Raw genomic sequence first — 17714 nt, forward strand, 5'->3', positions numbered from 1 at the left:
CCATGCCGCGGCGGACCATGATCGAGGCGATCCGCGACGCCATGGACGTGTCGATGGCGCGCGACGAACGCGTCATCGTATTTGGCGAGGATGTCGGCTTCTTCGGCGGCGTCTTCCGCTGCACCCAGGGCCTGCAGGCGAAATACGGCAAGAGCCGCTGCTTCGATGCGCCGATCAGCGAGTCCGGGATTGTCGGCGCGGCCATCGGCATGGCGGCCTACGGGCTGAAGCCTTGCGTCGAGGTGCAGTTTGCCGACTATGTTTATCCGGCCTATGACCAGATCGTCTCGGAAGCGGCGCGGCTGCGCTACCGGTCGAACGGTGATTTCACCTGCCCGATCGTCGTGAGAATGCCGACCGGCGGCGGCATTTTCGGCGGCCAGACCCACAGCCAGAGCCCGGAGGCGCTGTTCACCCACGTCTCCGGCCTGAAGGTTGTGGTTCCGTCCAATCCGCACGACGCCAAGGGCCTGCTGATCGCGGCGATCGAGGATCCCGACCCGGTGATCTTCCTGGAGCCGAAGCGGCTCTACAATGGCCCCTTCGACGGTCATCACGAGCGGCCGGTAACGCCATGGTCGAAACATGAGCTCGGCGAAGTCGCCGATGGCCATTACACGGTGCCGCTCGGCAAGGCGGTGATCCGGCGGCCTGGTGCGGCAGTCACCGTGCTTGCCTATGGCACGATGGTCTATGTCGCCCAGGCGGCGGCTGAGGAGACCGGCATCGATGCCGAGATCATCGATCTGAGGACGCTGCTGCCGCTGGATCTCGAGACGATCGTCGCCTCGGTCAATAAGACCAGGCGCTGCGTGGTCGTGCATGAGGCGACGCTGACATCCGGCTTCGGCGCCGAACTTTCAGCGCTGGTTCAGGAGAACTGCTTCTACCATCTGGAAGCGCCGGTGGCGCGGGTCACCGGCTGGGACACGCCCTATCCCCATGCGCAGGAGTGGGACTATTTTCCCGGTCCCGCCCGGCTAGGCCGCGCGCTCGTCGAAACGATGGAAGCCTGAAGGGGGAACGATGGGCGAATATGTCATCAAGCTGCCCGATGTCGGCGAAGGCGTCGCCGAGGCCGAGCTCGTCGAATGGCAGGTCAAGGTCGGCGATCTCGTGCGCGAGGATGCCGTGCTTGCCGCTGTCATGACCGACAAGGCGACGGTCGAAATTCCTTCGCCCGTCGATGGCGAGATCCTTTGGCTGGGTGCCGAGATCGGCGACACCGTGGCGATCGGTTCGCCGATTGTCAGGCTGAAGGTGGCGGGCGAAGGTAACGTGAAGGATGCGGCGGCGCAGGCCGTTGAGGCCGGCGCCAAGAGTACCCCCACCCCTAACCCCTCCCCACAAGGGGGAGGGGGACGTGCCTCGGCTCCCAAGGTCGAAGCCAAGCCCACCGCGCCATCATCCAAAAAAGTTTCAACGCATGAGGGTGGAAGCACGGCGTCGGAATCCCCCTCCCCCTTGTGGGGAGGGGTTAGGGGTGGGGGTACTGCCGCCGTTGGGGGTGCTGCGCGGACCTCCGGCGCGCCGCGCCCCGAGGGCGAAAAGCCGCTGGCCTCGCCGGCCGTCCGCCTCAGGGCGAAAGAGGCCGGCATCGACGTTCGGCAGGTTCCGGGAACCGGTCCGGCCGGCCGCATCCGGCACGAGGACATCGACGCCTTCCTGGCACGCGGACCGCAGCTCGCGAAGGGCCTAGGCCTCACCCGCAACGAGGCTATCGAGGACATCAAGATAGTCGGGCTCAGGCGAAAGATCGCCGAGAAGATGACGCTGGCCAAGTCGCGCATCCCGCATATCACCTATGTCGAGGAGATCGACGTCACCGCGCTCGAGGATCTGCGCGCCGCGCTCAACAAGGAGAAGCGGTCGGGCGCGGACAGGCCGAAGCTGACGCTGCTGCCGTTCCTGATGCGGGCCATGGTCAAGGCAATTGCCGACCAGCCCAATGTCAACGCGCTGTTCGACGACGAAGCCGGTATCGTCCACCAGCATGGCGGCATCCATATCGGCATTGCCGCGCAGACGCCTTCGGGGCTGATGGTGCCGGTGGTAAGACACGCCGAGGCGCGCGACATCTGGGACTGTGCAGCCGAGGTTGTCAGGCTGGCCGAGGCGGCAAAATCCGGCACGGCGACGCGCGACGAGCTCTCGGGATCGACCATCACCATCACCTCGCTCGGCGCCATGGGCGGCGTGGCGACAACGCCGGTGATCAATCATCCGGAAGTGGCGATCGTCGGCGTCAACAAGATGATGGTGCGGCCGGTCTGGGACGGCAGCCAGTTCATCCCGCGCAAGATGATGAACCTGTCCTCCAGCTTCGACCACCGCGTCGTCGATGGCTGGGACGCGGCGGTGTTTATCCAGCGGATAAAGGCGCTGCTGGAGACGCCGGCGCTGATTTTTGTGGATTGAGGTAATGGGCAGCAGCGCAGAATGAGAACAGTAGCGATCCTTCCCACCCCCCTCTGCCCTGCCGGGCATCTCCCCCGCAAGGGGGGAGATTGGCCGCCTTCCCGGCCTTCGCCAATCTCCAATGTTGCAGGAGTAAGCGGGGCTTCGAAGCTGCTGATCTCCCCCCTTGCGGGGGAGATGCCCGGCAGGGCAGAGGGGGGTGCTGTCCCTCCAGCTTGCCGAGGAGCTAGAGCGACATGATGAAGGAAATCTCTTGCAAGCTGCTGGTCATCGGCGCCGGTCCGGGCGGCTATGTCTGCGCCATCCGTGCCGGGCAGCTCGGCATCGACACGGTGATCGTCGAGGCCGGCAAGCCCGGCGGCACTTGCCTCAATGTCGGCTGCATCCCGTCCAAGGCGCTGATCCATGCGGCCGAGGAGTTCGAGAAGCTCTCGCAGATGGCCGGCGGCAAAAGCCCGCTCGGCATTGCGATCGCCGCACCATCGCTTGATCTCGCAGCGACCATTGCCTGGAAGGACGGCATCGTTAGCCGGCTGAACAACGGTGTTGCCGGCCTGCTGAAGAAAGCGGGCGTGAAGACGGTGCATGGGTGGGCGACATTTCGCGACGGCAAGACCGTTGCCGTCGAGACCGAGATCGGCGTGCAGATGATCCGCGCCGAAACGGTGGTGATCGCGACCGGCTCGGCGCCGGTCGAACTACCATCGCTGCCGTTCGGCGGACCAGTCATTTCGTCGACCGAGGCGCTGGCGCTGAGCGAAGTTCCGGAGAGGCTGGCGGTGGTCGGCGGCGGCTATATCGGGCTGGAACTCGGCATCGCCTTTGCCAAGCTGGGCGCCAAGGTGACCGTGATCGAGGCGTTGCCGCGCGTGCTGGCGCAATACGATGCGGAACTGACCCGGCCGGTGGTGAGGCGGCTGGCCGAACTTGGCATCGAGGTGCTCGTGAACGCCAAGGCCAAGGGGCTGTCCACTAAGCGCGACGCGCTGCTGGTCGAGACGAATGGCGGCAAGAACGGCAAGATCGCCGCCGACAAGGTCCTGGTCACGGTCGGTCGGAAGCCGGTGACCGAAGGCTGGGGGTTGGAGCAGATCGACCTCGACATGGCCGGACCCTTCATCCGCATCGACGACCAGTGCCGCAGCTCGATGCGCGGTATCTTTGCCATTGGCGACGTCACCGGCGAGCCGATGCTCGCGCACCGGGCGATGGCGCAGGGTGAAATGGTCGCCGAGATCGTCGCCGGCCATAGGCGCAGCTGGGACAGACGAGCGATCCCGGCTGTCTGCTTCACCGATCCGGAGTTGGTCACCGCAGGCCTGTCGCCGGAGGAGGCCAAGACCCGTGGCGAGATCAAGGTCGGACTGTTTCTCTTCACCGCCAATGGCCGGGCGATGACGAAGTTGGGCGAGGACGGATTCGTCCGGGTCGTTGCCCGCGCCGACAACCATCTGGTGCTCGGCATCCAGGCAGTCGGCCAGGGCGTGTCGGAACTGTCGACCGCGTTTGGGCTGGCGCTGGAGATGGGCGCGACGCTGGAGGATATCGCCGGCACCATTCATGCCCATCCGACACAGGGCGAGGGTCTTCAGGAAGCGGCGCTGAAGGCGCTGGGGCGGGCGGTGCATGTCTGAGGGCAGGTGATCTCCCCCCTTGAGGGGGAGATGGCCGGCAGGCCAGAGGGGGTCGGTTCGACTGGATGGGACCTCCCTTGCGATAGATTGAGGTTAGCGCTCTACGCGAGGCGACCCCCTCTGTCGCCTTCGGCGACATCTCCCCCTCAAGGGGGGAGATTACGCAGCTCACCCCGCAAGCCGGCTAACCATCTCGTGCTGCGCATAGGCGCGGCCGAAGCGGTTGGCCAGAAACACGTCGAGCGCGATGTCCTCCTGCTTGATGAAACCTCTTGCCGGCAAGGTGCCGTCGGCGAGCATGTCGAGCACGGCGCAGATGGCGGACGCTGTGGTGACCTGGATGGCGCTGCGCACCGTTTCGCCGTCGCGCCTGGCGTAGATCTTGTTGGCGTAGGTCTCCTGCAGCAGGCGGCCGTTCTTGCGGCCGCTGACAGTGACGAAGACGATAACCACGTCCTGCAGCGTTGCCGGCAGGGCGCTTTCGAAAATGTCCTTCAGCACGTCGCGGCGGTGGCGCAGGCCGAGGTCGTTGAGCAGCGCCTTCATGATCGCGGCATGGCCGGGGTAGCGGATGGTGCGGTAGTTCAGCGTCCGCACCTTGCCCTTCAGCGTCTCGGCCAGCGTGCCCAGCCCGCCCGAGGTGTTGAACGCCTCGTAGGTGACGCCGTCGAGCGAGAACTCCTCGCGCTCCTCGAGCGGCGGCACCTCGATCAGCTCGCCTTCGACGATCGCCTCGCAAGGCTCGCAATATTCGTTGATGACGCCGTCGGTGCTCCAGGTCAGATTGTAGTTCAGCGCGTTCGAAGGGTATTGCGGCAGCGCGCCAACCCGCATGCGCACGCTTTCCAGTGTGTCGAAGCGGCTGGCGAGATCGTTGGCGACGATCGAGATGAAGCCCGGCGCCAGGCCGCATTGCGGAATAAAGGCGCTGTTGCCGGAGCGCGCCAGTTCCTTGACCCGCCTGGTGCTGATGACGTCCTCGGTCAGATCGAGATAATGCACGCCGGCACTCGCCGCCGCCTCGGCGATGCGCGTGGTCAAATGGAAGGGCGCAGCGCTGAGCACCGCGAACTTGCCGGCCAAGGCAGCTTCGAGGGTACCGGCGGCTTCGATGTCGAGTTCCAGCGTCTGGACTGTTTCAGGCAGTTCGGCCGCGCCGAGCTGCGCCGCCGAGCGGTCGACGAGCGTGACACGGTAGTCGCCCGTGGAAGCCAGCATCTCGGCAATGGTCGAGCCGATCTTGCCGGCGCCGACGACGATGATTTCCTTCATGACCGGTCCCTCGCACCAACGTTAAATTTGATGGCTAGAATCGCAGCTTGCCTGTTGAAAGGAAGCGTGGAATTGTACTAAACGCAGTATCTCTTTGTGCAATATGCCGGTAGGATTCGTCGAAATGCTCAGCGATGCCGACCAGGCTCTGCTTTCTCTACTGCGCATCAATGCGCGCGCCTCGACGGCCGAACTGGCGCGGCGGCTCGGCGTCTCACGAACGACGGTGCAAAGCCGGATCGAGCGGCTGGAACAGCGCGGCATCATCGCCGGCTACGGCGTCAGGCTTTCGCCGGATTACGAACAGGGGTTGGTCAGGGCGCATGTCTTGCTCACCGTCACCCCCAAGCTTGCCGACAAGGTGGTGCGCAGCCTGCAGGCGCTGGCACCGGTTCGCACGCTGCACTCGGTCAGCGGCAATTTCGACATGATCGTCATCGTCGAGGCGCCGTCGATCAGGGATCTCGACACGCTTCTCGACCAGATCGGCGCCATGGACGGGGTCGAGCGCACGTCGTCGTCGATCATCCTGTCGACGCGGATCGACCGCTGAGCCGGCTGGTGTCGTGGGTCCAGACGCTGGCAGGGCAGAGGGGGGCGCGAAGGATCACCAAGGGCGGTGATCGTTCTGGCGTTACTGCAGCAAAGCGATATAGGCTTTCAAAATGTGGATCGATGGCGTGCAGCCGCCCCTATCTCTCGCAGCATCGCGCGTTCACCCAAAGAACCTAGACAGGAGGCCTCCTTGCCCAAGCAGTGTTTTGGAAAATCCCATGTACCGTTGTCTCCGGCGGTCAGGGCCGGCGATTTCGTCTATGTCTCAGGCCAGGTACCGGTCGGCAGCGACGGGCTGGTGGTCAAGGGCGGCATCGCCGAACAGACCGAGCAGGTGCTGTCGAACGTCAAGGGGGCACTGGCGCTGGCCGGCTGTACGCTCGACGACGTGGTCAAGACGACGGTCTGGCTGGAGGACGCGCGCGATTTCGGCATTTTCAACACCGTCTATGCCAGGCATTTCCCGAAAGACCCGCCGGCACGCACGACAGTGGAGTCGCGGCTGATGATCGACATCAAGATCGAGGTCGAAGCCGTCGCCTACAGGCCGGCCTGACGGGCAAGCGGAGACAGGCGCGATGCAATTCGATCTGCTGATAAAAGGCGGCCGCCTCATCGATCCGGCGTCCGGCCTCGACGCACAACGCGATCTGGCGATTGCCGACGGCCGTATCGCCGCGATCGACGCCGAAATCCCCTTCGAACGTGCCGCCCGCGTCATCGACGCCACGGGCTCCATCGTCGCGCCGGGCCTGATCGACCTGCACAGCCATGTCTATTGGGGCGGCACCTCGCTCGGCGTCGATGCCGACCGGCTCGCCGCAAAGAGCGGCACCACCACCTTCATCGATGCCGGAAGTGCCGGCGCCGGCAATTTCCTCGGCTTTCGCCGCCACGTCATCGAGCGCTCGAAAGTCCGCATCCTGGCCTATGTGAACATTTCCTTTGCCGGCATTTTCGGCTTCTCGCAGACGGTGGCGGTCGGCGAATGCAGCGATCTCAGGCTCTGCGAACCGCGCGAAACGGTGGCGGCGGCGCGCGAGCACGCCGACGTGGTTGTCGGCGTCAAGGTCCGCTCCGGTCGCCACGCCGGTGGCAGCAGCGGCATCGCGCCGGTCGATCTCGCGCTCGAAGCCGCCGACAAGGCGGGCCTGCCGCTGATGGCGCATATAGACGAGCCGCCGCCCGGCCGCTCGGAAGTGCTGCCGCGGCTGCGCAAGGGCGACATCCTCACTCACTGCTTCCGGCCGTTTCCCAACGCGCCGGTCTTCGCCTCGGGGGCGGTGCGGCCGGATATGCGGCTGGCGCGCGAGCGCGGCGTCATCTTCGACATCGGCCACGGGATGGGCTCGTTCGATTTCGAGGTGGCCAAAGCGATGCTGAGCGAAGGTCTGGCGCCGGACGTGATCAGCAGCGACGTTCATCTCTACTGCGTCGACGGGCCGGCCTTCGACATCCTGATCTGCATGTCGAAACTGCTGGCGCTCGGCATGCCGCTGGTCGAAGTGCTGCGCGCCGCAACACAGCGGCCGGCCGAAGCGATCGTCAGGCCCGATTTGGGCAGGCTTGCGGTTGGCGCGGTCGGCGACATCGCGGTGCTGCGGCTGCGCACGGGGCGCTTCACCTTTGTCGATTCGGTCGGCGCCTCGCTGGTTGCCGAGCAAAGGCTGGTCTCGGACGGCATCGTGGTCGGCGGCAGTTGGTGGCCGAACGAGGCGGTGGACGATCTTGGCGAAACCGAGCGCTTCGAAGCGCATGGGCACGGCACGCATGTCGAGGTGGCGAGCCGGCATTTCGGACGTAGCCACGATTGAGGCTGGCGTATGATTAAGTCATATCCCATATTATGAAGGGGCAACGAGGAGACGACCATGCGAACCACTCAACCTCTGACCATCACCCTGCCGCTCGACATGGCGCAGATGGTGAAGGACAAAGTCTCATCGGGCGAGTATGCCACCGAAAGCGAGGTCATCCGTGACGGCCTGCGGACTTTGGCTGCCCGCGATGCGGCCATCGAGCGTTGGCTGCGCGAAGAGGTCGCCCCGACCCTCGAGGATGCACGCGCACATCCTGAACGTCTGTTGACCGCGGACCAGTTGCGCAAGAACCTGTCCAACCGTATCGATGCCGTCACTGCCAAATCCCGCTCCGGGACATGAAATATGAGGTCAGGTTTCATGCTGCAGCTGAACGGGATATTGCCGAGCTGCTGGCAGAGCTTGCGCCCAAGGCCGGCGCCGCCACCGCGCTGCGGTTTGTCAACCGGATCGTCGATTATTGCCTCAGCTTCGAGACCTTCCCCGAACGCGGTACGCGCCACGACGACATCGCGCCTGGGCTACGCACGGTGGGCTGGCGACGGCGCGCGACAATCGCATTCGAGATCGTCGGGAGCAGGGTAGTGATCCTGCGTATTTCTCTACGCAGGCCGTACGCTCGACCTGTCGGAGGAGGAAGAATAGCGCCAACGGTGAGTAGCGAACGCGCTTGCCCACAAGCGGGTGGGCCACGCCGCGACCATCCTCCACTTGAACGGATAGCTCGGACTACCGCCCCGGCGCTCCATAAACCGGCGTCGCTATGCCTTCCATGCGGGCCTTGATCTGCAGCGCGACGTACTTCGAATAGAAGCGCGACAGCGCCAGATTGCCGCCGTGGAACCACAGCGCTTCCTGCGCCGTCGGCTTCCACATGTTGCGCAATTCGCCTTGCCATGGCCCGGGATCGCCTTTCACGCCCGAGCCAATCCCCCAGCACGGCCCGACCTTGTCGGCGACTTCGCGCGAGACGATCGCCGCCACGGTTTCGTTCATCGAGAGATAGCCGGTGCAAGCGATGATTGCGTCGGCTGCCAGTTCGGTGCCGTCGTCGAAGAGGATGCCTGTCGGCGTCAGCGACTTGATCCCGACGCCGCTGCGGATGCCGATCTCGCCGTCGATGATCAGGTCGCAGGCGCCGACGTCGATGTAGAAGCCCGAGCCGGTGCGGTAGGCCTTCATCAGGAGCCCGGTCTCGTCGTCGCCGAAATCGATGGCGAAGCCGGCGCCGCGCAAGCGGTCGTAGAAAGCCGCGTCGCGCGCCTTGATGATGTCGTAGAGCGCCCGCTGGCCTTGCGGCAGCAGCGCGAACGGCGTCGAGGCGACGATCATGTCGGCCTTCTCCGTGGTAATGCCGCGGGCCAGCGCCTTTTCCGAAAAGATCTCGAAACCGATCTCCATCAGCGTGTCCGACTTGACCACCGTCGTCGGCGAGCGCTGGACCATGGTCACCTCGGCGCCGCTCTCCCAGAGATCGACGCTGACGTCATGGCCGGAACTTGCCGCGCCGATGACGGCGACCTTTTTGCCGCGGAATTTCTCGCCGCTGGAATACTGGCTGGAATGCAGGATCTCGCCCTGAAAGATATTGGCGCCCGGCAGGTCGATCTGCCTGGGCGGGCCATAAGCACCGGTTGCAAAGACGATGTGCCTGGGCTTCAGCACGATGCGCTCGCCGGCGCGGTCGAGCTCGACCGTCCAGACCTTTTCGGTCTCGTCGTAGGAAGCGCTCACGCATATGGTGGAGGTCCAGTAGTTGAGCTCCATGACGCGCGTATACATCTCCAGCCAGTCGCCCATCTTGTCCTTGGGCGTGAACACCGGCCAGTTTTCGGGAAACGGGATGTAGGGCAGGTGATCGTACCAGACCGGGTCGTGCAGCACGAGCGAGCGGTAGCGATTGCGCCAGGAATCGCCGGCCTGGGCGTTCTTCTCGATGACGATGGCCGGCACGCCCAGCTGCCTGAGCCGCGCCCCCAGCATGATGCCGCCCTGGCCACCGCCGATGACCAGGCAGTAGGGCTGTTGGCTAACGCCGAGGTCACGCGCCTCGCGGCGCCTCGCCTCCAGCCAGGTTTCGCGCTCGGGATCCGCCTTGTGGCGGACGCCCAGAGGCCGCGCCGGGCCTTTGCGCTCCTCAAACCCTTTGAGATCGCTCATCGCCGTGAACAGCGTCCGGCATTTGCCGTCCCTGAGGCGCATGATGCCATGGCCCCACGCCGATGACGTCTCGAAAGAAAACCAGGCCTCGATCGTGCCTTCGTCCGAAGTCGCTTCGCCGCTGAGCTGCCATCGGGCAGGCTTTGTCGTTGCCAGCGTCGCCGTCAGCATGTCGCGAATCGCGGCCGCCCCCTCCATCGTCTTGATATTCCAGGTGAAGGTCAAAAGATCGCGCCAGTAGCAGTCCTCGACGAACAGGTTGACTACGGCCTCGACGTCGCCCGCCTCGAGCGCCCTGGCAAAGGAGCCGAGCCAGGTGGCAGCCTGTTTCGAGGGTGCAATGTCGAGCATCTGTCTTCCCTAACTTCCAGAGACGGTGGCGCTGCCCTCATTCTTAGCCTTTCCCGGTTCTTTGTGGGAGAGGGTGAGGGCAGCGCAAACAGTCCGCAAGCCTGAGGGCGCAGCGCAAGGCTGAAGCGACTGCCGCTGCGGTCAGGCCCGCGCGCGGGCCTGATCCGAACCGCTATCCAGCCATGCAAGATCGTCCGGCGAAAGTGAGATGTCGAGCGCCTGGAGGCTGTCTTCCAATTCGTCGAGCGAGCGCGGTCCGATCAGCGGGACGGACGGGAAGGGCTGCGCCAGGACATAGGCGAGCGCGACGTGGATCGGGCTTTTGCCCAGCCGCTTGGCGAGCTCGATGGCACGGTCCCGACGGCCGAAATTCTTGTCCGAGTACCAGACCCGGACCAACTCCTCATTGTCGCGCCGGTCGCGGCCGGCGCGGTCGGTGAAGAAGCCACGGCCCTGGCTCGACCAGGCGAAGTTCGGCATCTGCCGGGCGGTAAGCCAGGCCTTCCACGCGTCGCTGGAGGAGGTGACACAGCCTGCCCAGATCGGCTCCAGCATCTCGGCCAGCGAGAAATTGTTGGAAAGCGCGCCGGGCTTCTGCTTGCCGGTGCGCTCGGCATAGGCAATCGCCTCGTCCATGCGTTCCATCGTCCAGTTCGAGCCGCCGAACGGACCGCGAATGCGGCCGGCCTTGACCTCGCGGTCCATCGCGTCGACGAATTCGTCGACCGGCACATCCGGATTGTCGCGGTGCATGAAATAGACGTCGATATGGTCGGTCTGCAGCCGCTCGAGCGACTGGGTGAGCTGCTTGCCGATGACGTCGGGATAGCAGAGCGGCGAGTGCGCGCCCTTGCCGATGACCACCGACTGCTCGCGCACGCCGCGGTTTTTCAGCCATTGGCCGAGCAGCGTCTCGGTATAGCCGGAACCGTAGACGAAGGCGGTGTCGAACAGATTGCCGCCGGCCTCGAAACAGGCGTCGAGCAGGATGGCGCCCGACGAGAAGGTACGGAAATCCTCGAAGCCGAGCGCCAGGCACGAGGCGGGCCGCGGCAGGCCCGGAATGCCGCGCTTGGGGATGGCGGTCCCGCCGGCGCGCAGCTTCCGCCCGGAGATCGTGTTGACGCGCTTTGCCGGTTTCTCGATGTCATATTCGAGCCCGATTGCGGCCCGCCATTTGTCGAGCACGCGCAGATTGCCGAGACTGTCGGCCCAGCCCATGCCGGGCCAGGCGAACTCCTGCTTCCCGCCGAGAATGGCCTCGCCGGCGGCATCGACCTCGAATGCGTAAAGCCAGCCGTCCTCCTTGACCTCGACCACCTCGGTGTCACCCGGACGGATGATGCGGATTTCGCCGGTACCGCCTTGCTTGCCGCCGGCAAACCAGAAATCCGCCACCTCGATGCGGCCCTTGCTGCCGAGAACGCGCAAGACATTGTCCTGCGCGAGCGAGATGCTGCCGGAGACTTCCGCGACGATCCCGCCCGGAAAATGCAACAGCGCCGACGCCCATTCGTCGACGCCGGATTGGCCGAGATGCGCAGCGCCGACGACTTTGTCCGGCTCGGCGAAGGGCTTTCCCGCCGCGGCGCCGGCAATCAGCCGCGCCATCGAGACGGGATAGCCGCCGACATCGAGAATGCCGCCGCCGGCGAGATCCTTGGCGTAGAGACGGTGCTCCGGCATGAAGCCCGGCATGGCGAAGCCGAAGCTGGATTTGATCATCTTGATGTCGCCGATCGCGCCGGCCCTGATCAGCTCGACCAGCTTGGCCGTCTGCGGATGCAGCCGGTACATGAAGGCTTCGCCGAGAAAGGTGCCGGCCTTGCGCGCGGCATGGATCATGGCGTCGGCCTCGAACGCGGTCAGGCCAAGCGGCTTTTCGCAAAGCACATGCTTTCCGGCCTCGGCCGCCTTGATCGCCCATTCGGCATGGCTCGGATGCGGCGTCGAAATATAGATCGCATCGACATTCGGATCGCCAAGCAAAGCCTCGTAGCCGTCGAGGATGCGGGCGCCGGGGAAAGCATCGGTGAGCCCCGCCTTGCCCGGATTACGCGCGCCGATGGCGACCAATGTGCCGGTGCGCGAATGGGCGACGCCGCCGGCAAAGGCCTTGGCGATGTTGCCGGGCCCGAGAATGCCCCAGCGAATTTTTTCTGGTTTGGACGTCATGTCAAATCTCCGTGGGGTGGCCGCGAGCAATCGCGATCGGACAAAAGAAAGATGGGTTAGCGAATGCGTGCGCCGGTGGCGTCGAAGAGAAGCGAGCGGTCGGCTTTGATCGACACCACCAGGTCGTCGCCATTCGCGCGATGCCGCGAGGCCTCGCGCTCGATGATCAGTTCCTCGCGCCCGCCCCCGGTCCCGGAATTGGCATAGACATAGCTCACCGATCCCAAGTGCTCGGCGACGTCGGCCTTGAGGGTAAGGTCGCAATCGCCCTGGCCGGCGTCGAAGAAATGCTCCGGCCGCACGCCGAGCACGACATCGCCGCCTATCGCAGGCAGGGCATCGGAAAGCGGCTTGCGCAGTCGCGCGCCGCGATGGTTGATCAGTTCGACGACCGCTGCGCCGTTGTCGGCGCCAACCAATTTCGCCGCCAGAAAATTCATCTTCGGCGAGCCGACGAAGCCGGCAACGAAGCGGTTGGCGGGGTCGTCGTAGAGATCGAGCGGCGCGCCGATCTGCTCGATATTGCCGGCGTTGAGCACGACGATCCTATCGGCCAGCGTCATCGCCTCGGTCTGGTCGTGCGTCACATAGACCATAGTAACGCCAAGCTCCTTATGAAGGCGCGATATCTCGACGCGCATCTGCACCCTGAGCTCGGCGTCGAGATTGCTGAGCGGTTCGTCGAACAGGAACACTTGCGGCTCACGCACGATGGCACGGCCGATGGCGACGCGCTGGCGCTGGCCGCCCGACAATTGCCGCGGCCGCCGCTTCATCAGCTCGGCGATGCGCAGGATTTCGGAAGCCCGCTTCACCCGCCGCTCGGTATCTGCCTTGGGGTTGCCGGTCATTCTCAGGCCGAAGCTCAGATTCTGCTCGACCGTCATGTGCGGATAGAGCGCGTAGGACTGGAACACCATGGCGATGCCGCGATCGGCCGCCTCGACGTCGTTCACCACTTTGCCGCCAATGGCGATCTCGCCGTCGCTGATGTCCTCGAGCCCGGCGATCATCCGGAGCAGCGTGGACTTGCCGCAGCCGGAAGGGCCGACGAAGACGACGAATTCGCCATCATCGATGTCGATATTGGCGCCGTGGACGATCTCGAAGACGCCGAAGCGCTTGATGACGTTTTTGAGTGTGACTGCCGCCATGCTGATCCTTACTTGATGGCGCCGGCGGCGATGCCGGCAACGAAATGGCGCTGCAGAAGCACGAACACGACGAGCATTGGCGCTGTCAGCATCACCGCGCCCGCCATGATGCCGCCCCAGGACACCTTGGTAAGACCGATCAGCGTGCCGAGCGCCACGGGCGCGGTCATTGCGCCCGGCTTGGAATTGATCAGCAGCGGCCAGAGATAGTTGTTCCAGGAGGCAAGGAAGAGGATGATGGCGAGCGCCGCCAGCATCGGCCGCGCCAGAGGCAGTGCGACGAACAGGAATATCCGCCATTCCTTGACGCCCTCGACCTTGGCGGCGTCGAACAGCTCGTGCGGCATCATCGAAAAACTCTGCCGCATGAACAGCACGCCCAGCGAGTTGAACAGCGGCGGCACGATCAGCGCCACCCAGGTGTTGGCGAGCTTGAAGTCGCGCGCCACCATGATGAATTGCGGTATCAGCACGACCGCATAGGGCAGCGTGATGGTGCCGAAGATGATGGCGACGACCATGCCTTTGCCGAAGAAGTTGTAACGCGCCAGCGCCCAACCGGCCATCGAGGTCAGCATCACCGACAGGAAGGTATAGGTCACCGCCACCGAGACGGAGATGCCGATGGCGCCGATGAAATTGGTGCCGCGCTGCAGATTGCCGACATTGTCGATGAAGTTGCCATGCGGCAAAAGCTCGATGTCGGGGCTGAAGATGCCGTTGTCGGGCATCGTCGAAAAAACCACCATCATCCACAGCGGAAACAACCAGACCAGCGCCAGCGGCGTCAGGAACAGATGCAGCGCGATGCTGCGTCCCAATCTGGCCTGGGAACGGCTGATTCTTGAACGCGAGGTCATTTCGGTTCCCTCGTCAGCCATATCTGTACCAGCGAGATGGCGATCGCCAGCCCGGCCATGGTGTAGGCGATGGCCGAAGCGTAGCCGAAATTGAGCGACCGGAAGCCTTGGCGGTAAAGCAGCAGCCCGAGCGTTTCGGTGCCGCCGCCCGGCCCGCCGCGCTCGGTGATTAGGAAGGGCTCGGTGAACAGCTGCATGGTGCCGATGATCGACAGCACGGCGCAGAACACGATGATCGGCTTGAGCAGCGGCAGCGTGATGTAGAAGAACTGTTTGACCTTGCTGACCCGGTCCAGGGTCGCCGCCTCGTAGACATCCTCGGGAATCGACTGCAGGCCGGCGAGCAGGATGATGGCGTTGTAACCGGCCCAGCGCCACGTCACCGCCATCATGATGACCGCCATCGCCGGGGTGACGTTGGTAAACCAGTCGACGCTGGGCAGGCCGATGCTGTTCAGCAATTTGTTGATGATGCCGTAGTCGAGATTGAACATCAGCCGGAAAACCGCCGAATAGGCGACTTCGCCAACCACGACCGGCGCGAAGAAGGCAAATCGGAACAGGCCACGCGCCTTGAGCAGCGGCGAATTCAAAAGCACCGCCATCACAATCGCCAGCGAAATCATCACCGGCACCTGGATGACAAGGATCAGCAATGTGTTCTTCAAGGCATTGAAGAAGGCCGGATCGCCGATCAGCCGGCCCCAGTTGAAGGTCGGCGCGAACCGCCACGGCACGGTGCGCGTCGCCTGGAACGAGATCAGGAAGGAATCGATGATCGGCCACAGCCAGAAGATCGAAAAGATCAGCAGATAGGGCGCGAGGAAGCGATACGCCGTAGCGTTCTGGTAGCGCATCGTTTTCCTCCTTTCTGCTTTTCAAGTCTCTTGCCTTCTCCCCTTGTGGGAGAAGGTGGATCGGCGCGTAGCGCCGAGACGGTTGAGGGGTGATGGCCGGAGTGCCGCCGGCACCAAGCTGGAGCACCCCTCATCCGTCGCCGTCGGCGACACCTTCTCCCACAAGGGGAGAAGGGGAGCCGCGCACCGGAGCCGTCTCGTCTAGATCACGACTTGACCGGCAGGCCGGTCGCCGCGGCGATCTGGCTTGCGGCATCGTCGAGCGCCGCCTTGGCGTCGGGGTAGCCGCCGGCCAGATATTTGGTCTGCACCGCGCGGATGATGATTTCGGCGTCGCTCTGGAACGGCGTGCCGCGGCTGGGGACGACCTTCGGCAAGGTGCCGAGGATGTCCTTCCACACGGCTTGGCCGCCCCAATAGGGCAGGCCTTCGGAGACATAAGGGTCGTTGAGCGCCGAAATCAGCGACGGCACCAGGCCGAAGCCTTTCAGCATGGTGATCTGGCCCTCATTCGTCGCAAGTGTGTATTTCAGATAGGCGTAGGCGGCTTCCTTGTTCTTCGACACCGAGGTGATGGCGAGCGAGGAGCCGCCGAGATTGGCGGCGCGCGGACCGTCGGCGGTCAGGCTCGGCATCAGATAGACGCCCCATTTGCCTGCCCCATCGGGCGATTCGGTGCGCACGGTGCCTTCATACCAGCCGCCATACATCTGCGTGGCCACCTTGCCGGCGGTGTTGTTGGTGATCTTGGTGCTCCAGTCGGCAGAGGAAATGATGCCGGCGTCCTTCATCTCCTTGATCTTGGTCATGGCATCGACGCATTTGGGCTGGTTGACGGTGATCGATTGACCGTCGGCGGAGAAGTAGGCGCAGCCCTGCTCGTTGGAAATCATGCGGAAAAATTCGGAATCGCCGTTGAAATCGGCGTTGGTCATCGTCACACCGGGATTGGCGGCCTGGATCTTCTTGGCGGCGGCGATGAAATCGTCCCAGGTCTTGATCGAGGACGGATCGACGCCGGCCTTCTCGTAGAAGTCGCGGCGATAGAACATCGCCACCGGGCCGGAATCCCAGGGCATCGCATAGGCCTTGTCATCAACCTCGAGCTCGGTGCGCTTGAAGTCGGGGAATTTTGCCTGGTCTTCGGCGGTGTAGCCGAGCGTGTGCAGGTCGACGAAGCAATCCGGGAACTGGCTCCAGTAGTTTTCGGCTTCGCCGTTCTCGATCGTCACGATGTCCGGCAGCCCCTCGCCGCCGGCGGCGCAGCCGGCGATCGACTTGTCGTAGGTCGGCTGGTTGCCGAGGTCCTCGACGGTCACCTTGATGTCGGGATACTGCTTGTTGAAGCCCGCTATGGTGGCCTTCAGCGACGAAGCGGCGATATTCCAGCTCCAGATCGTGATTTCACCGGACTGCGCAAAGGCCGGGCTGGAGCCCAAGGCAAGCGCGAGCGCGGCGCAGGTCAATTTTATGCGCATTGAAATCCTCCCATTTCAGTTGCTCTCTGTTTGCGAGCGTGGCTAGACTAGGCTTCGAGAACGCCTTGTCCGCGACAAAGGGAATAAGAAATGAGCGGAAAGTAAGATGCCGGAAAGGCCGTTTTACCAGCCCGGCGCCAGCAGCGTGGAGGGCCTGCCGCTGCTGCTGCAGATGTTCCACACCCAGCCCCTGGTGATGCTCAAGCCGCATTGGCACGCCCAGGTCGAGGTGAATTTCATCGTGCGTGGCGCCGTGCATTACCGCATGGACGGGCACGGGCTTTCGCTCTCTGCGGGCGACATGTGCCTGTTCTGGGGCGGCCTGCCGCACCAGATGGACGAAGCCTCCGACGATGCCATCTACGCCGGCGCGCATCTGCCGCTGGTGCATTTCTTCCGGCTGCATTTGCCCGTAGAGGTCCGCAACAGGCTGATGACCGGGGCGACGCTGGTGACCGACGCCACCGACCGGTCGGACGACCACAATTTCGAGCGCTGGAACCGTTATGCCCGCTCCGGCGACCCGGTCAAGGCCGAGCATGCCGTCAACGAGCTTTTGCTGCGGCTGGAGCGGGTGCGCTTCGAGCCTTACCGGCTGGTGCCCGAAACCCCAGCCGAACAGGAGATAGGCAGTCCCTTCGATCAGCAATCGCTGCGCAATGTCGGGCGCATGTGCGACTTCATCGCCGAGAATTTCCTCTACGAGATCGATTGCGTCGACATCGCCGCGGCGGCCGACATCCATCCCAAATACGCGATGAGCATCTTCAAGAAATCGACCGGCATGACGCTCAACGAATATGTGAATTTGCTGCGCCTTAGTTACGCGCAGGCGCTGCTGATGCATCAGGATGCCAATGTGCTGCGCGTCGCCATGGAATCGGGCTTCGGCTCGCTCAGTGCCTTCAACAAGTCGTTCCGCAAGCTTTCCGGCATGTCGCCGTCGGATTTCCGCAGGGGCGTGGCCGGCGCCAGATAAC

16 protein-coding genes are annotated in these 17714 nt (G+C 64.0%); 9 read left to right on the plus strand and 7 right to left on the minus strand.

Annotated elements, in window-relative coordinates; all coding sequences use genetic code 11:
* The first annotated feature begins 2 nt into the window (after window positions 1-2).
* The 3 genes from NKJ46_RS12570 (at window position 3) to lpdA (ending at window position 4052) form a co-directional block, all read left to right on the plus strand.
* A complete protein-coding gene (locus tag NKJ46_RS12570; RefSeq protein ID WP_352665258.1) occupies window positions 3-1016 on the plus strand; it encodes an alpha-ketoacid dehydrogenase subunit beta in 1014 nt (337 codons plus the stop codon).
* A 10-nt stretch (window positions 1017-1026) separates the two neighbouring features.
* Window positions 1027-2418 carry a dihydrolipoamide acetyltransferase family protein gene (locus NKJ46_RS12575; RefSeq protein WP_352665260.1) on the plus strand — a complete coding sequence of 464 codons (1392 nt, stop codon included), beginning with the start codon at window positions 1027-1029 and terminating at the stop codon, window positions 2416-2418.
* Window positions 2419-2657: 239 nt separating this feature from the next.
* Entirely contained in the window at window positions 2658-4052 is a 1395-nt protein-coding gene (gene lpdA, locus NKJ46_RS12580) for a dihydrolipoyl dehydrogenase (RefSeq protein WP_352665321.1), read from the plus strand.
* A 168-nt stretch (window positions 4053-4220) separates the two neighbouring features.
* On the opposite strand, the gene NKJ46_RS12585 is transcribed toward lpdA, so the two are convergent.
* Window positions 4221-5324 carry a saccharopine dehydrogenase family protein gene (locus tag NKJ46_RS12585; RefSeq protein ID WP_352665261.1) on the minus strand — a complete coding sequence of 368 codons (1104 nt, stop codon included), beginning with the start codon at window positions 5322-5324 and terminating at the stop codon, window positions 4221-4223.
* Window positions 5325-5448: 124 nt separating this feature from the next.
* Here NKJ46_RS12585 and NKJ46_RS12590 point away from each other — a divergent pair, with 124 nt between their 5' ends.
* From NKJ46_RS12590 to NKJ46_RS12610, 5 genes are all read left to right on the plus strand, one after another.
* Complete coding sequence (locus tag NKJ46_RS12590) at window positions 5449-5877, plus strand: Lrp/AsnC family transcriptional regulator (RefSeq protein WP_352665263.1); 429 nt, start codon at window positions 5449-5451, stop codon at window positions 5875-5877.
* A gap of 192 nt (window positions 5878-6069) precedes the next feature.
* Window positions 6070-6435: a RidA family protein gene (locus tag NKJ46_RS12595; RefSeq protein ID WP_352466543.1), complete on the plus strand. Its 366-nt coding sequence runs from the start codon at window positions 6070-6072 to the stop codon at window positions 6433-6435.
* 22 nt (window positions 6436-6457) lie between these two features.
* Entirely contained in the window at window positions 6458-7693 is a 1236-nt protein-coding gene (locus NKJ46_RS12600; protein WP_352665265.1) for an amidohydrolase/deacetylase family metallohydrolase, read from the plus strand.
* Window positions 7694-7750: 57 nt separating this feature from the next.
* On the plus strand, window positions 7751-8041 hold the full coding sequence (locus tag NKJ46_RS12605; protein WP_352665267.1) for a ribbon-helix-helix domain-containing protein: 291 nt from the start codon (window positions 7751-7753) through the stop codon (window positions 8039-8041).
* Window positions 8038-8484, plus strand: coding sequence for a type II toxin-antitoxin system RelE/ParE family toxin (locus tag NKJ46_RS12610; protein WP_352665269.1), 447 nt, complete (start codon window positions 8038-8040; stop codon window positions 8482-8484). Before NKJ46_RS12605 ends, NKJ46_RS12610 begins: the two co-directional genes overlap by 4 nt.
* On the opposite strand, the gene NKJ46_RS12615 is transcribed toward NKJ46_RS12610, so the two are convergent.
* From NKJ46_RS12615 to NKJ46_RS12640, 6 genes are all read right to left on the minus strand, one after another.
* Window positions 8429-10210, minus strand: coding sequence for an NAD(P)-binding domain-containing protein (locus NKJ46_RS12615; RefSeq protein ID WP_352665271.1), 1782 nt, complete (start codon window positions 10208-10210; stop codon window positions 8429-8431). The genes NKJ46_RS12610 and NKJ46_RS12615 overlap by 56 nt on opposite strands.
* 141 nt (window positions 10211-10351) lie before the next feature.
* The gene (locus tag NKJ46_RS12620; RefSeq protein ID WP_352665272.1) at window positions 10352-12385 is read right to left on the minus strand and encodes an aldo/keto reductase; all 2034 of its coding nucleotides are present in this window, start codon (window positions 12383-12385) and stop codon (window positions 10352-10354) included.
* A gap of 56 nt (window positions 12386-12441) precedes the next feature.
* Window positions 12442-13539 (minus strand): ABC transporter ATP-binding protein, encoded by a 1098-nt coding sequence (locus NKJ46_RS12625; RefSeq protein ID WP_352665273.1) that lies wholly within the window; start codon window positions 13537-13539, stop codon window positions 12442-12444.
* Between the two features lie 8 nt (window positions 13540-13547).
* A complete protein-coding gene (locus NKJ46_RS12630) occupies window positions 13548-14399 on the minus strand; it encodes a carbohydrate ABC transporter permease (protein ID WP_352665275.1) in 852 nt (283 codons plus the stop codon).
* A complete protein-coding gene (locus tag NKJ46_RS12635; protein WP_023720572.1) occupies window positions 14396-15256 on the minus strand; it encodes a carbohydrate ABC transporter permease in 861 nt (286 codons plus the stop codon). The genes NKJ46_RS12630 and NKJ46_RS12635 overlap by 4 nt, the downstream gene beginning before the upstream one ends.
* A 206-nt stretch (window positions 15257-15462) precedes the next feature.
* The gene (locus tag NKJ46_RS12640; protein ID WP_023675947.1) at window positions 15463-16734 is read right to left on the minus strand and encodes an extracellular solute-binding protein; all 1272 of its coding nucleotides are present in this window, start codon (window positions 16732-16734) and stop codon (window positions 15463-15465) included.
* A gap of 106 nt (window positions 16735-16840) precedes the next feature.
* Between NKJ46_RS12640 and NKJ46_RS12645 the strand changes: the two genes are divergently transcribed.
* Window positions 16841-17713, plus strand: a complete 873-nt coding sequence (locus NKJ46_RS12645; RefSeq protein WP_352665276.1) for a helix-turn-helix domain-containing protein — start codon at window positions 16841-16843, stop codon at window positions 17711-17713.
* The last annotated feature ends 1 nt before the right edge of the window (window position 17714 follow it).

Origin of the sequence: Mesorhizobium sp. M0166 (assembly GCF_040322255.1) — a bacterium.
Taxonomy (GTDB): domain Bacteria; phylum Pseudomonadota; class Alphaproteobacteria; order Rhizobiales; family Rhizobiaceae; genus Mesorhizobium.